The sequence below is a fragment of the Enterococcus sp. 9E7_DIV0242 genome, from assembly GCF_002140975.2.
GTDB classification, from domain to species: Bacteria; Bacillota; Bacilli; order Lactobacillales; family Enterococcaceae; genus Enterococcus_L; species Enterococcus_L clewellii.
Window position 1 is genome coordinate 4,250,554 of the sequence record NZ_CP147247.1, and the last position, 14,522, is coordinate 4,265,075.

Here is a 14,522-nt window from a genome sequence, read left to right on the forward strand (position 1 = left end):
TGGTGAGAGATATGAGTTTTGAAAACCATTTTGATAATAACTGAAATTTGTAGATCAAAAACAAAAGAAAAAAGAAGCTTCAATTTTAGAAAAATCAAAGTTGAAAAATTGATTAGGAAATTCTACAATCAAGCGTTATTGTTCACTAAAAAGGGTCTTACTTTGGATAAAAACAATCTAGGCAGAGATGAAATTTGGTTTACAGATAAAGATAAATATAGAATTTCTGAACTATAATCATTGTGCTCAGATGTGGATGATGACAATAAAAAATAAGAAATGCTGATAGTTACAATGAAGATTGTATTTCAGAAAGATACAAAACGATTCTTTCTTTGAAAAGAAGGAAGGATCGGGTGGAAAAATTGGATTTGATTATAGGAAAATTAAGATAGAGAAGTTGATTAAGAATTTTAAGTAACTGAAAGATTGTTCACTTTAAGAAAAATCGATAAATAATGTTTTTTCTTTAAAAATAGTGTATACTAAATTTGTTGAATTAAAGAAGGGAGATTGAGTATGTCAGAGTTGAAGTTAGATAAAGAGATTAGTAAAATCATTGTTGACGGTACGCTTAAAGGCTATTTACAATATTTAGAAGAAAGAAAAGAGAAGAAGGATACCATGAATGTAAGTGGTGCCTATGCTTGGACCAAAGGAAACCATATAGATGATCAGGTTTCTAAATTGGGTGAAGAAAAAGGAGTTTCTTTTAATATTGATAAAGCAGGCTATACCTGGGAATATCTACAATTCAGTGTTAGTGAAAATTCTGAAGAATACATGGTTATTGTAAAAAACTCTAGAAGAGTGAAAAAAACATTTGAAGACCAGAAGAAAAAAGCGAATGATGATAATTATTTAGTAGAGTTAGCAGAGTATAACACACACTTATTTGATGGGAAACAAAGAAACTACAAAGAACAGCCAGAGCAGATTCAACTTGAATTAAGCGATCCTCATGAAGTTAAGGCAGTTATAGATGGAACTTCTTTGAAAGTTAACCAGAAATACTCTCGCTTCTATATTGTTACTTATGAAATTGATGATGAAACGAAAATCATTACTTCAATTAGACTTACCATGCCAAATCGTGCAACAATGAATTTAGAATTGATTGAAGATTTAAGCTATCTAATTGAAGCAAGTGAATTTGAAATTACAGCTGATGATGTTGAGCCAATACTAAGTGAAAATGCTTCTGATCAAACAATCTTTTCTGGCGACTCAGATTCATTCGGATATGCTATACCAGAAGAGGAAAAAGAAGCTAATAGCTAAATTTTTAAATAAGTCAGGATGTGATTTAAAATGTTTTTCGGAGAGAAATTACAAAGTCTCAGGGAATTAAATGGTCTCTCCAGAAAGGAATTTGCTGATAAAATTGGGGTTACGGAACAGGCGGTTTGGCAATACGAGAACCAATATACTGTGCCAAAGTTTGAAGTAGTTAACGAGGTTAAGAAAATGTTTTCTGTAAGATCTCAATTTTTCTATACCCAACCATTTGTAAAGCAAGTTTCTAAAATAGAAAGTATTGCCTATAGAGCTGAAGATAGGGATTCAAGAAAGAAAGCGAAAATGGAGACAGCATTTGTCGATTTTTCAAGTTATTTCTTAGATAAATTTGAAGAAAAACTAATTCCACCACTTAACACAATTTCTGCATTAAGAGAAGAAGTAATAAAGTTATCTAACGCGAATAGTGATTTTGACAATGATTCTGTCACTCTAGAGCAGATTGCTGAGCATGCTAGACAGAAATTGCATATACATGAAAATAAAGAACTTCTGTATAAGCTTGAAATGTCGGGTGTTTATATTCTAGAGAAGAATATGGGAGCATCTATTGATGCTTATAGCACATGGACAGAAAATGGGAAACCGTTTATTGTTTTGGGAAATAAGAAGAAATCTGCCGTACGTAGAAATTTTGATCTAGCACACGAGTTGGGTCATTTATTATTGCATTACAAGATTGACATGGATTCTTTATCTAAAGATGAACATAAAAAGATAGAAAAGGAAGCTAACGATTTTGCTTCATTTTTCTTGTTACCAAAAGAACAGTTTTTAGAAGATTTTTCAATGATTTCCAAAAAATCAAATCCAAAATCGTATTTAGATTTGAAATCAAAATACATGGTGTCTATAGGAGCTTTAGAATACAGGGCTTACAAATTAGGGTTACTCACATTTGAAGAAAATCGGTATTTCTATGCTTCCTTAAATAGGTATGGATATAGAAAAGAAGAACCTTTAGATGAAGATATTGCGATTGTTCGTCCAGGTAAGATAAGAGCTCTTCTAGATATGGTCTTTAAGAATAAAATGTATGTATTATCAGATATATTAGATGAGTACAAAATTGATCGTGATTTTTTAGAATCATTGTTTTGTTTAGAAAGAGATTTTCTTAGCAAATACGATAATGATATTGAAAGAGAATACTACTCAAATGACAAAATTGTATCTCTATTCCCAAATCTAGGCTAAATCTGAAAGTAAGACCTATAGTATGAAAAATTACTTAGGTCTTTTTTTATTAAGGAGCAAATTACTTGATAAGTACATGAATCACTTATTTCTGAAATGTTGCTTAAAAAGGCGTTTTTTTATAGCCATTTTCTATCATACGAATAGTAGATGAATCATTATTATCGTTGTACCACGTTATGAACTTGTAATAATCGAATATCCATCGTACGTAAAAATTACTTTTAAGAAATTTATTTATTAAGCGATTCCTTTATCCATATTTGTATATGCTGTTTACAAGCTTAATATAATCTATTACTATATAAGTATATACTAATATTTGTGGGAGTGGTGAGAATGCCTAAATATAAAGAAATTGCCATTGCTTTAAAGAAAAAAATTGTTGATGGAGAATATAGTGAAGGAGAGGTATTGCCAGATCAAGAAACCCTCGCAAAAATCTATACGACTAGTCGAGTAACGATTAGAAAAGCGATACAACTGTTGATTGATGAAGGGTTACTCTATACAAGACGGGGGTCCGGTACTTATGTCAGAACGAATATCAAAAAGAATGATAAGAATGTGACACAAATCAATAGTGTTTTTGGTACATCTGTTCAAGAAGGGGCAGAAGTGACAAGTAAAATCATCCGTTTTGATGTTCGTTTTCCTACGGTTGATGAGTGTGAGTCATTGAAAATAAAAAAAAATGACCCTGTTTATGACATCAAGCGTGTTAGATATGTACATGATGAAGCAAGAAGTATTGAAACATCGATCATGCCGTTGAAGTATATCCAGGATTTGGATGAAAATATTTTAAAAGGGTCTATTTATAATTATATAAGAGAGAAATTGGGCTATGTAATCAGCGCTGCCCAACGTGTGATTATTGCTTCCAAAGCAAATGAGTTAGATAGTGAAGAATTTAATGTTGCTATTGGTGCGCCTATATTAGAAACGAACCAAGTTGTTTTTTTTGATGATGGAACTCCTTTTGACTTTTCTAAAACAAGATACCCATTCATATCTGGAAAAGTATTTACGGATATCACTTAGGCTGCTTTTGATAAGTCTATTGCCGAATTTTACTGATTTACTGGAAGAGGTCTATCGAAATAAAACAATAGAAAGTACTACTAACTAAAACAGTAAATAATTTGTCTGCCTCTATGCATTTAACCACGACTGGTGGTAAAGAATAACAAGACTTTTACTTGGAATCATCAAGTAAGTCTTTTTTTTATCCATTTAATTAGTATATACTTATTTAAATAAGTGTTTACAAAAGTAGGATTAGATGATATTATGCTTTTAAAGCGAGCGCGCAGCTATAAAAATTGGGGGGCACAAGCAATGAATGAGGAAAAAAAGCAAAAAAGAGAAGCGTTGATGGGAAAGTTCGTTTTGATGGCTCAGAAAATCGGTCAACAAATTTATTTAAGAACATTACGTGATTCGTTTGCTACGATTATGCCGTTATTCATTTTAGCAGGGATAGCTATTTTAATTAATTCAGTGGTATTAGATTCTACAGGTTGGTTCAAAAATCTCATTAGTGCAGAGACGATGTCGACTTGGCAAAATTGGGGGAATATCATAACGAACGCCACGTTAAATATTACCGGCATTATTCTTGTCATAGCAATCGGCTATTTTTTAGCAAAAAATAGAGAATACGATAATCCAATTGGTGTTGTGATTGCAGTTGTTCCAGCCTTTTTGACTCTGCTTCCAATGATGATTGAAACCACACCAATTGATGCAGAGAACGCGGTGAAAATCAATGGTGTGATCAGCTATGGAAATATTGGTTCAAAAGGAGTCTTTGCCGCAATCATTACCGGATTACTGGCAACAGAATTGTACATTCGTCTGACTCGATCAGAGAAGCTAAAAATTAATTTAGGTGACAGTGTTCCTCCAGCAGTAGGAAAATCATTCAACACGATGGTTCCTTTAATCATTGTGGTTTCACTATTTGCTTTTGCTTCATTTTTGATCCAATTAACTGGAAATGATTTTATGTCGATTATCGAACGGTTTATCCAAGAACCCTTACGTGGTGTAGGAACGTCATATTTTGGCTATTTATTATTAGTTTGTTTTGGAAATTTGCTATTTTCTTTTGGTATTCATCAATCTGTGGTTACAGGACCGATCCTTGATCCGCTATTGATGGTAAACATGAATGAAAACATGGATGCTGCAGCAGCGGGGCAACAGGCTCCGCACATTATCAATTCAGCATTCCATCAAGTATATGGGGCGTTGATGGGTGGAACTGGTTCGACCATTGCGCTAGTTTTAGCAATCCTGATTTTCAGCCGTTATCGTGCGTATAGAGATTTGTCTAAGTTGGCTTTAGGTCCGAATCTTTTCAATATCAATGAACCCGTCATTTTTGGTTTACCAATTGTGTTCAACTTACCGATGATCATCCCGTTTGTTCTATCACCTATCGTAGGGACTAGCATTGGCTACTTGGCAACCACCGCAGGATTCGTAAATCGATGTGTTGTAACGATCCCTTGGACGACTCCGCCATTTTTAAGTGGTTTTCTAGCAACAGCTGGTGATTGGCGGGCAATGATTGTGCAGGCAATTATCATTGTGGCACTAATATTCTTTTATCTGCCATTCTTGAAAATCAGTGAAAGAGTTGCACGTGCAAGTGCTGAAAATGCAACATATTAGACAAACAAAAAGCTAGAAGGAACATAGAAAAAGATGAAGGATGATTGGAATGAGAACATGGTAAAGAAAAAATTTTTTTGGGGCGATTCTTCATCAAGCATGCAAACGGAAGGCGCGTGGAATGAAGATGGAAAAGGGCCTTCTGTTTACGATATTCGTGAAGCAACAGAAACGACATCGGATTGGAAGCACGGAATCGACCGATACAACAGATATGAAGAGGATCTTGATTTAATACAGGAAATGGGGATGAACTTCTATCGCTTTCAAACCTCCTGGTCACGTATTAATCCAATGGGGGATGGAGAATTTAATGAAGCCGGACTGTTGTTTTACGATCGATACATTGATGCTATGCTAGCGAGAGATATAGAGCCGATGCTATGCCTTTATCACTTCGATATGCCTCTCAACTTAGCTCAAAACTACGAGGGATTCATGAGTAAACATGTAGTAGATGCGTTTGTGGAATATGGGAAAAAAGTTGTAGACCGCTACAAAAGCAAAGTGAAATATTGGGTTACATTCAATGAACAAAATCTCTATTCAACACCTCTGGCATTTTTGTATGGAGGAACCCTGAAAACAGAAGATACGGCAGAAAACATCCATCAAATTGCTCATAATATCATGGTAGCCCATGCGAAGATCGCGAATTATATCCATGAAACGACAGATGGAGAAATTGGAGGGATGTTGGCTTATTCCAATATGTATCCTGCCACTAATGATCCTAAAGATATCTTGGTGGCAAGGGAATGGGATGAATTCATCAATCAGAATCTTCTTGATGCTTTTTGTGGACGGGGCTATTCCAAACAAGTTCGAACATTTGAGAATCAACATTTCCAGTTAGAAATATCAGAGGAAGAAATTGCAGAGATCGAGAAAGTAACAAGTGATTATCTTGCATTTAGTTATTATTGCACAGGATCACTAAGCCATAAAAATATTCCACCACATGTGGCTCCAAACTATTACTTGGCTTTTGGTGAGGTTGAAAATCCGTTTGTTTCACAAAATCAATGGAAGCTCGGGATCGATCCTTTGGGGTTTAGAGATATCATCAATAGAATGTATCAAAAATACCATGTTCCTATTTTCCCTGTAGAAAATGGAATTGGTACAAAAGAAGAGTGGGATGGGAAGAATTCAATCAAGGATGAGTATCGAATTTATTATCACGACCAACATATCAAAGCGATGAAGGATGCCATGGCTATCGATGGTTGTGAAGTCCTAGGATATCTTGGCTGGGGCTTGATCGATTTGCCAAGCTCGATGGGGGATATGGAAAAAAGGTACGGTATGGTTTATGTTAATCGCGGAAATCATGAGTTGCGCGATATGAAGCGTGTACCGAAAAAGAGCTTTTATTGGTTCAGAGACTTTCTTAAAAAAGAATGCAGTGAAAAAAGTAATTGAAGAAATGTGCAAATTATTGTGTATCTTTTTTTGAGGATTATTGCTGCATAGTTCATGTGTAAGAGGTTGGGACAGAAGTGTTCAGCTTCAAGCACCAAAAGTAGGTACTTTTCATCATCTGTTCTGCTCAAAAGAGCAATCACAGTGATTCTAAGCAATAAGGGGGAATTCACGAAAATGACAAGAAACACGGAATGTATCATTCCGATGTTGATTGATTCCTACTTGGTGCATCACAAATTTTTGTTGAATTTCCCCTTATTGTCGAAGGAGTTGCTTCTGTCCCACCGTTTATCTGGTTTTAGGTGTATAGAGGTGTGTGGGATTGAGTTATGACCCACACTCTTTTTTTGCGTCCGTTCAATGCGAATGAATACTAAAAGAAAAATTGACGTATGATAGATCGCTGCGATTATAGTTTAAAAAATCAACTACTTAGCGAAACAAAGTAGTTGATTTTTCTAATACTTAGTATTATTATGTAGTGGTACTAAATAATACTAAGTAGATAGGAGCGAAATCAGATGAGCTATGCAATCAAGGTCAATCACTTGAAAAAGTCATTTGTGACTGTTGATGTAATTAGAGATGTTAGTTTTACTGTACCTTACGGGAAGGTTTTCGCCTTGTTGGGAACCAATGGAGCTGGAAAGACGACGATTGTTAGGATGCTGACAACACTATTGAAAGCAGATAGCGGTCAAATCGAAATTGATGGTTATAATAATGAAACAGAAAGTAAACAGATACGCAAGAGCATTAGTTTAACAGGGCAAACTGCTTCTGTCGATGAAGTATTGACAGGAAGGGAAAATTTGACTCTAATTAGGAAATTGCGGCATCAAAATGAAACGCAAAAAATTCAAGAGTTGATAGAACGATTTGGTTTGGTCGATGCAGCAGATCGCTCAGTTCAGACTTATTCCGGTGGGATGAAACGGAAGCTTGACTTAGCTATGAGTTTACTAGGCGATCCGAAAGTTCTTTTTCTAGATGAACCAACTACTGGCTTAGATCCTCAAGCGAGGGCAACCATGTGGCAGGTTATTCAAGAGATTAAGGCAACGGGTGTGACTATCTTTTTGACAACTCAATATCTGGAGGAAGCGGATCAGTTAGCTGATCAAGTGGCGATTTTGAATCAGGGAAAAATTGCCGTGCAGGGAAGTCTTTCAGAGGTAAAGACACATCTACCTCAAGGTCAACTTGAATTGACATTTTTGCATAAAGAAGACATGCAACGTGCAAGAGCTTTGGTTGGTGGGGAAATGGATGAAGCAGGATTAAAGCTGACAGTTGTTACCGATAATCAAGTAGCAGAAACGACTAAGCTGTTAAACAAGTTACAAGAGGAAAAAATTCATATCAATCAGTTTGAACAGAAACAGCCAACGTTGAATGATGTATTTTTTGATGTCATTGAAAGAGAAAGGATGGGAGTCAAATGACAATTTTACAAGATTCATGGCTTTTGACAGGTCGGATGATGAAGCATATGACGCGAAGTATTGATACAATCATTTCAGTCGTTATCATGCCAATCATGGTTATGCTGGCTTTTGTCTATATTTTTGGTGGAGCGATGTCGATTCCTCAAGAATCATATAAAGGTTTTATTTTGCCGGCGATTTTGTTGTTTACAATTGCCAGTGGTGTGGGGTATACGGCTTTTCGCTTAAATGATGACGTGAAAAACGGTGTCTTTGATCGATTTAATTCAATGCCGATTTCTAGATTAGCTGTATTGAACGGTCATGTGTTTACGAGTGTATTCTTCAATTTTATTTCGACACTTGTTGTTTTGCTTGTAGGCATTTTAATTGGCTTTCGCCCTCAAGCAGACTTACTGGATTGGCTGGCCATAGTAGGCCTGATTCTACTGACAAATTATGCGTTGTCTTGGATTGCAGTATTTTTCGGTTTGATAGCTAAAAGTAATGAGTCTGCTAGTGTTTTCTCTTATTTGCTACTAGGTTTATTGTTTATCAGCTCTGGTTTTGTGCCAACAGGAACACTTCCGAAAGCCCTACAAGGCTTTGCGGACCATCAACCGATGACATCGATTATTAACAGCTTACGCATGCTTTTAACAGATGGAAAATTTTCTCAGGAGCTTCTGACAGCAGTGATTTGGTTGATTGGTGTTACCTTGATTTTCCAGTTCTTAGCTATTCGTTTTTATTACAAAAAAATGCTCAAATGATTGATTTGTAAAGAGAATATTGAGAGAATTGATAAAAATGATGAAGAAAGGTGATTGGTTAAGGTGGAAGGAATTACGGAGATGCTCAAAGGTGTTTTAGAGGGCATGATATTAGAAATCATCGAACAAGAGGAAACCTATGGATACGAAATCACAAAAAACTTACAAAGCTATGGCTTTGACGATATCGCAGAAGGAACAGTTTATACAATCTTGCTTAGACTGGAAAAGAAGGGCTTCGTTGATGTGACTAAGAAGAAATCAAGTGTGGGTCCTTTGAGAAAATTTTATACATTGAACGAGACTGGCAGAGCTGAGCTGGCTCTTTTTTGGAAACGTTGGGCATTTATTTCACAGCAGATTGAAAAGTTAAAGGAGACAAAACGAGATGAATCTTAATTTCATGGATTATTTTAAACAAGTCAAAGTAGATAAAAAGAAATACCGAGAAAAAATGGAGGAGATGAAGCAGCTGCCAAAGGATTATCAAGTTGTCTACGATGAAATCCAAAAATTTGTGTGGCAATTCTCGGCAGGAGACGGGATGGACATGCTGAATGCTCTTTATAATCTGATTGAATTCTTTGAAGAAGGTGCAGCAAACCAAGTTCCTGCTTTGGAGCTAGTTGGAAATGATGTTGGGGAGTTTGCAGAAACCATGCTACGGGAAGTGCAGGCCAAAACACAGATGAATGAATTAAAAAGAAAAGTCAATGAACGAGTAAAAAAACGTCTAGCTGAATAGAAAATTGAAACAGTAATTGCCTAGATAAAATTTCTGGGTAATTGCTGTTTTGTTTTTTCATGGTTATTGTCGAAACAAGTTCATGATTTTCCTTGTAGGTATATTTACAATTTTGACATTAGAAAAATTACAGTCTCCCTTCCAAAAATGCACTATTTTATCTTATGTGAATAATGCAAGTGTTATTGATCTTAGCTCTTGTATTTAGACAGGCTAGTCTTTGTTAATCTACGAAAGAGATAGCTAAATAAATTACACAACTTAAAAACTTTGAATGTGTAATCAAATTCTAATTTTCAATTTTGATCTATTGTTGTCATTATTTTGATTAATAGTTTTTCTATTAAAAAATACAATAAACCCGCTCAAACTCAAGATTGTTTTCTAAAAAAAAGAAGTGTTTTTTTCAATAAAAAAAACAAGTATAGCAAGAAATGAAAGCGCTTTTATGGTAAAATGAAGTATGGAGCTTATATATTTTTTATTTTTTTGCATTTATTTTATACTTAGGTGGAAAGAAAATGAAAATTTGATTATAAAAGCTCTGGGAATGGTCCTGAAACTGGGGTAGTTCTAAAAAAATTCAGCAGAGGAGGTTGGAAATGGACGAAACAAGTCAGTCAGGAAATGCGCTGGAAGAAGATCAGCTTCAACGGTTTCTTTCAGGGGAAAATTTCTATAGCCATCACTATTTTGGGTTTCACAACGAGACAAAAAATGGAGTGAAGGGCTATGTTTTTCGAGTCTGGGCTCCAAATGCTGAGCAAGTCTGGCTCGTTGGTGATTTTAATGGGTGGACGGATTCTTTACCTATGAACAAACGGGAATCATATGGAGTCTGGGAACTGTTTACTGAACTGCCGTCGGAAGGGGATTTCTATAAATTTAAGGTGCGACAAGCAGGAGGAAGGGAAATCTACAAAATCGATCCGTTTGCCGTACATTTTGAAAAGCGTCCCAACGATGCAGCTGTGGTCCACACGATTCCGGAGAAAAAATGGAAGGATGGTTTATGGCTGGGAAGAAAGAAACGATCAGATTATTTTAAACGACCCATGAATATTTACGAAGTTCATGCTAGCTCATGGAAACAGGAAGAAGATGGTTCTCCGTACAGCTTTAGTCGACTGACAGAAGAACTGATTCCTTATGTTAAAGAGATGGGGTATACCCATATTGAATTCATGCCATTGATGGAGCATCCGCTAGGCATGTCTTGGGGTTATCAGTTGATTGGCTATTTTGCTTTAAGCTCTTATTATGGAACGCCAGAGGAATTTCAGGACTTCGTGGAGGAATGCCATCTGAATAATATCGGCGTCCTCGTGGATTGGGTACCCGGACATTTTTGTATCAACGATGACACACTGCCCTACTATGATGGGACACCGCAATTTGAATATGAAGATTCAGATCGTGCGAAAAACATTCGCTGGGGTTCACTGAATTTCGATTTAGGAAAGCCTCAGGTGCAGAGCTTTCTAATTTCAAGTGCATTGTTTTGGCTGGAAATGTATCATTTGGATGGAATCAGAGTGGATGCTGTTTCAAATATGTTGTACAGAAACTATGATGAAGGTCCTTGGACGCCAAATCACGAAGGCGGCGTAAGAAATTTAGAAGGGTATTATTTCCTGCAGAAAATGAACGCAGTGATCAAGCTGGCCTATCCTGAAGCGCTGATGATTGCGGAAGAAAGCTCTTCTGAAACACAGATTACCGGACCGATTGAAACCGGAGCATTGGGCTTTGACTACAAATGGAATATGGGCTGGATGAATGACACTTTGCGTTTCTACGAAATGGACCCGGTGAGTAGAAAAGACCATTTCAATTTGCTGACCTTTTCCTTCATGTACATGATGGACGAGAACTTTATCTTGCCGTTGTCTCACGATGAGGTCGTTCATGGGAAGAAGAGCTTGATGCACAAGATGTGGGGGGATCGTTACAAACAGTTTTCCCAGCTTAGAAATCTTTATGTGTACATGATGACACATCCCGGGAAAAAATTGTTGTTCATGGGTAGTGAATGGGGACAATTTCTGGAATGGAAGTATGATGAAGGGCTAGAATGGCGCGATCTTAAGGATGAGATGAATGCCAACATGCAACGATTTACCAAACAGTTGAATCAATTTTACAAAGAGAACCGGGCATTATGGGAACTGGATCATAGCTACGATACTGTCGAAATAATCGATGCTGATAACAGTCAGGAAACGGTTTTGAGCTATATCCGCAAAGGAAAAGCTAAAAAGGATTTTTTGATTATTATATTGAATATGACTCCGGTCGAGCGGCAGGATTTTATGGTTGGTGTTCCTTACGAAGGAAGCTATGAAGAGGTTCTAAATACTGAAATGGACGTGTTTGGTGGTACTTGGACGAAACCTAATGCTCCTTGTGAGACCCTCAATGAGCCCTTTAAACAGTTTAAGTATCAGATTCGAACGATCGTTCCCGCGTTGGGTGCGATTATCTTAAAACCAAAGGATATCAATACACGGAAAAAGGGAGATAGTTGAGTGATTCAGGAGAGAGTGAACCGTTTGTCTATGTCGTAAATTTTTATGATGCATAGAATTTTTGAGGATGAAAGGAGGCAAGGGGATTTGGGACATGGCTGAAAAATGCACATTTAATGACAGGTTTCAGATAAGCCCAATCACCTATAAAAAAGATGAATAATGAAATGTTAGCAATGATCTTAGCCGGAGGGCAAGGAACGAGATTAGGGAAATTAACCAAAAACATCGCCAAGCCTGCTGTACCATTTGGGGGCAGATATCGCATTATTGACTTTACCTTAAGTAATTGTGTCAATTCAGGAATTACTGATGTTGCTGTAGTAACTCAGTATCAACCTTTGGCATTAAACAGCCATATTGGGAATGGTGCTAGCTGGGGATTAGACGGCATCAATTCCGGATTGACGATTTTACAGCCGTACTCAAGCTCGGACGGAGAGAAGTGGTTTCAAGGGACGGCCCATGCGATTTATCAAAATATTGCCTATATCAGCCAAATGAATCCTCAATATGTACTGGTGCTCTCGGGAGACCACATTTATAAAATGAACTATGAGACGATGCTGGAAGAACATAAGAAAAATAATGCGTCTCTTACTGTTGCGGTAATTGAAGTGCCTATTAAAGAAGCTTCCCGTTTTGGGATCATGAATACTGATGAAAATGACCGCATTATTGAATTTGAGGAAAAACCAGAGGAACCAAAGAACAATTTGGCTTCAATGGGTATTTACATTTTTAACTGGGCTCGTTTAAAAGAATTACTGGATAATAGCTATTCTAAAGACAGCCAGATGTTAGACTTTGGGAAAAATGTTATTCCTGCCTATTTGGATGCCGGCGACAATGTTTACGCCTATCGTTTCAGCGGCTACTGGAAAGATGTGGGAACCATCGATTCATTGTGGGAAGCGAATATGGAATTTATTGATCCGGAAAACGAGTTGAATATTCGTGATCGAACCTGGAAAATGTTCTCTAAAAATACTAGTTCGCCACCGCACTTTTTGACAGAGACAGCTTCAGTGAAAAATTCTTTGATCGTCGATGGTTGCTATGTTGCCGGAGAAATCAAAGATAGCATTCTTTCGACAGATGTTCAGGTGAAAGAAGGGACAACAATAGAGAAAAGTGTTGTTATGCCAGGTGCAAAAATAGGTCAGAATGTGACCATTAAAAATGCAATTATCGGCGAAGATGCTGTGATCGGTGACAATGCAGTAGTTTATGAGGAAGATGAAATCGTAGTAGTAGGATATTCTGAAGTAATTGGGGTGAAAAGCGATGAAGACTAACAGAATGTGTGCAATTATTGGAAACGTGGAAAGATTTGATGATTTAATGCCGCTGATTGAAAAACGTCCATTGGCCATGCTGCCGTTTGACTGTAAATATCGACTGATCGATTTCCAGTTATCCAGTGTAGTGAATGCGAATATTGGCAGCCTGTTCATGATTTTTAATGATGGGGAAACGCAATCAGTATTTGATCATATCGGTGGAGGAAAAGAATGGAACTTGGATTCGCTGAAAAATCGCTTCTTCACTTATTTTTATCAGGATTTCATTAAAAGAAAGAATGAAGGGAAACCTTATTTCAGCCCGATGATCGACTATCTTCAAAAATCTGAATCTGAGTATACTGTGATTATGAGCAGTCGGATGCTATGCAATTTGGATCTTCGAGCGATATTAAAAATCCATCAAGCGCAGCAAAATACGATGACCCTTGTTTATAAACGAGTGAATAAGGAAAGTGTATGCTCAGAAGATACATTATTGGATTTGGATGAAAATGGGCAAGTCAGCGGGTGTCATACCCTGCAGGACTACACCTCTGAAACTGGAAAAGAGAATCTTAGTATGGATGCCTTTATCGTTCAGACCGAATGGTTGATTCAGTCATTGGAGGAAGCTCAGACACAAGATGTTTCACCAAATTTAGTAGATTTTCTGAAAAGCCAGCTTGGGGCAGTGAAAAGCTCTATCTACGAATATACCGGCTATCTTAAGAATATTCATAGTCTCGAATCTTATTACAAAGCCAATATGGACATGCTTGAACCAGCTAAATTCAACTCCTTGATGTACACAAATCAAAAAATTTATACCAAATTAAAAAATGAAGTGCCAACCTATTACTCAGAGGACTCAATGGTTAACAGCAGTCAGTTTGCAACGGGCTGTGTGATTCAGGGGACGGTGGAACATTCATTAGTTTCTCGTCGAAGCAGAATCGATAAAGGGGCTTCAGTGAAGCATTCCATTATTAATGCAAGTGCTAAAATCGCATCTGATGCACAAGTTGAGTATGCTATACTGGATAAAAATGTCATTGTTGATCCTGGTGTGCAAATTAAAGGAACACCGGAAAAACCAGTGGTGATTCGAAAAGGAGAACATGTTACCGCAAACGTGTCTGAAGGAGAGGTTTGAATGG

12 protein-coding genes are annotated in these 14,522 nt (G+C 36.9%); all 12 read left to right on the plus strand.

The window, feature by feature from the left end:
- Window positions 1–519: 519 nt before the first annotated feature.
- The 12 genes from A5888_RS19870 (at window position 520) to glgD (ending at window position 14,518) form a co-directional block, all read left to right on the plus strand.
- Entirely contained in the window at window positions 520–1,281 is a 762-nt protein-coding gene (locus tag A5888_RS19870) for a hypothetical protein (RefSeq protein WP_086349185.1), read from the plus strand.
- Window positions 1,282–1,311: 30 nt separating this feature from the next.
- Window positions 1,312–2,496 (plus strand): XRE family transcriptional regulator, encoded by a 1,185-nt coding sequence (locus A5888_RS19875; RefSeq protein ID WP_339101792.1) that lies wholly within the window; start codon window positions 1,312–1,314, stop codon window positions 2,494–2,496.
- A 339-nt stretch (window positions 2,497–2,835) separates the two neighbouring features.
- The gene (locus A5888_RS19880; RefSeq protein WP_339101793.1) at window positions 2,836–3,540 is read left to right on the plus strand and encodes a GntR family transcriptional regulator; all 705 of its coding nucleotides are present in this window, start codon (window positions 2,836–2,838) and stop codon (window positions 3,538–3,540) included.
- A gap of 297 nt (window positions 3,541–3,837) precedes the next feature.
- Window positions 3,838–5,178: a PTS sugar transporter subunit IIC gene (locus tag A5888_RS19885; RefSeq protein ID WP_086349416.1), complete on the plus strand. Its 1,341-nt coding sequence runs from the start codon at window positions 3,838–3,840 to the stop codon at window positions 5,176–5,178.
- Window positions 5,179–5,211: 33 nt separating this feature from the next.
- On the plus strand, window positions 5,212–6,603 hold the full coding sequence (locus A5888_RS19890; RefSeq protein ID WP_339101794.1) for a glycoside hydrolase family 1 protein: 1,392 nt from the start codon (window positions 5,212–5,214) through the stop codon (window positions 6,601–6,603).
- Between the two features lie 524 nt (window positions 6,604–7,127).
- Window positions 7,128–8,051 carry an ABC transporter ATP-binding protein gene (locus tag A5888_RS19895; protein ID WP_086349186.1) on the plus strand — a complete coding sequence of 308 codons (924 nt, stop codon included), beginning with the start codon at window positions 7,128–7,130 and terminating at the stop codon, window positions 8,049–8,051.
- Complete coding sequence (locus A5888_RS19900; RefSeq protein WP_086349187.1) at window positions 8,048–8,806, plus strand: ABC transporter permease; 759 nt, start codon at window positions 8,048–8,050, stop codon at window positions 8,804–8,806. The genes A5888_RS19895 and A5888_RS19900 overlap by 4 nt, the downstream gene beginning before the upstream one ends.
- A gap of 63 nt (window positions 8,807–8,869) precedes the next feature.
- Window positions 8,870–9,205, plus strand: coding sequence for a PadR family transcriptional regulator (locus A5888_RS19905; RefSeq protein ID WP_086349188.1), 336 nt, complete (start codon window positions 8,870–8,872; stop codon window positions 9,203–9,205).
- Window positions 9,195–9,551, plus strand: coding sequence for a DUF1048 domain-containing protein (locus tag A5888_RS19910; protein WP_086349189.1), 357 nt, complete (start codon window positions 9,195–9,197; stop codon window positions 9,549–9,551). Before A5888_RS19905 ends, A5888_RS19910 begins: the two co-directional genes overlap by 11 nt.
- A gap of 602 nt (window positions 9,552–10,153) precedes the next feature.
- Window positions 10,154–12,079: a 1,4-alpha-glucan branching protein GlgB gene (glgB, locus tag A5888_RS19915; protein WP_086349190.1), complete on the plus strand. Its 1,926-nt coding sequence runs from the start codon at window positions 10,154–10,156 to the stop codon at window positions 12,077–12,079.
- 155 nt (window positions 12,080–12,234) lie between these two features.
- Window positions 12,235–13,377: a glucose-1-phosphate adenylyltransferase gene (locus A5888_RS19920; protein WP_086349191.1), complete on the plus strand. Its 1,143-nt coding sequence runs from the start codon at window positions 12,235–12,237 to the stop codon at window positions 13,375–13,377.
- Window positions 13,367–14,518: a glucose-1-phosphate adenylyltransferase subunit GlgD gene (gene glgD, locus A5888_RS19925; protein WP_086349192.1), complete on the plus strand. Its 1,152-nt coding sequence runs from the start codon at window positions 13,367–13,369 to the stop codon at window positions 14,516–14,518. Before A5888_RS19920 ends, glgD begins: the two co-directional genes overlap by 11 nt.
- Window positions 14,519–14,522: the final 4 nt, after the last annotated feature.

Bases quoted from the DNA above. Each gene is read 5' to 3' on its own strand.
- A5888_RS19870 (WP_086349185.1), top strand. From the start codon at position 520: ATGTCAGAGTTGAAGTTAGATAAAGAGATTAGTAAAATCATTGTTGAC.
- A5888_RS19875 (WP_339101792.1), top strand. From the start codon at position 1,312: ATGTTTTTCGGAGAGAAATTACAAAGTCTCAGGGAATTAAATGGTCTC.
- A5888_RS19880 (WP_339101793.1), top strand. From the start codon at position 2,836: ATGCCTAAATATAAAGAAATTGCCATTGCTTTAAAGAAAAAAATTGTT.
- A5888_RS19885 (WP_086349416.1), top strand. From the start codon at position 3,838: ATGAATGAGGAAAAAAAGCAAAAAAGAGAAGCGTTGATGGGAAAGTTC.
- A5888_RS19890 (WP_339101794.1), top strand. From the start codon at position 5,212: ATGAAGGATGATTGGAATGAGAACATGGTAAAGAAAAAATTTTTTTGG.
- A5888_RS19895 (WP_086349186.1), top strand. From the start codon at position 7,128: ATGAGCTATGCAATCAAGGTCAATCACTTGAAAAAGTCATTTGTGACT.
- A5888_RS19900 (WP_086349187.1), top strand. From the start codon at position 8,048: ATGACAATTTTACAAGATTCATGGCTTTTGACAGGTCGGATGATGAAG.
- A5888_RS19910 (WP_086349189.1), top strand. From the start codon at position 9,195: ATGAATCTTAATTTCATGGATTATTTTAAACAAGTCAAAGTAGATAAA.
- glgB (WP_086349190.1), top strand. From the start codon at position 10,154: ATGGACGAAACAAGTCAGTCAGGAAATGCGCTGGAAGAAGATCAGCTT.
- A5888_RS19920 (WP_086349191.1), top strand. From the start codon at position 12,235: ATGAATAATGAAATGTTAGCAATGATCTTAGCCGGAGGGCAAGGAACG.
- glgD (WP_086349192.1), top strand. From the start codon at position 13,367: ATGAAGACTAACAGAATGTGTGCAATTATTGGAAACGTGGAAAGATTT.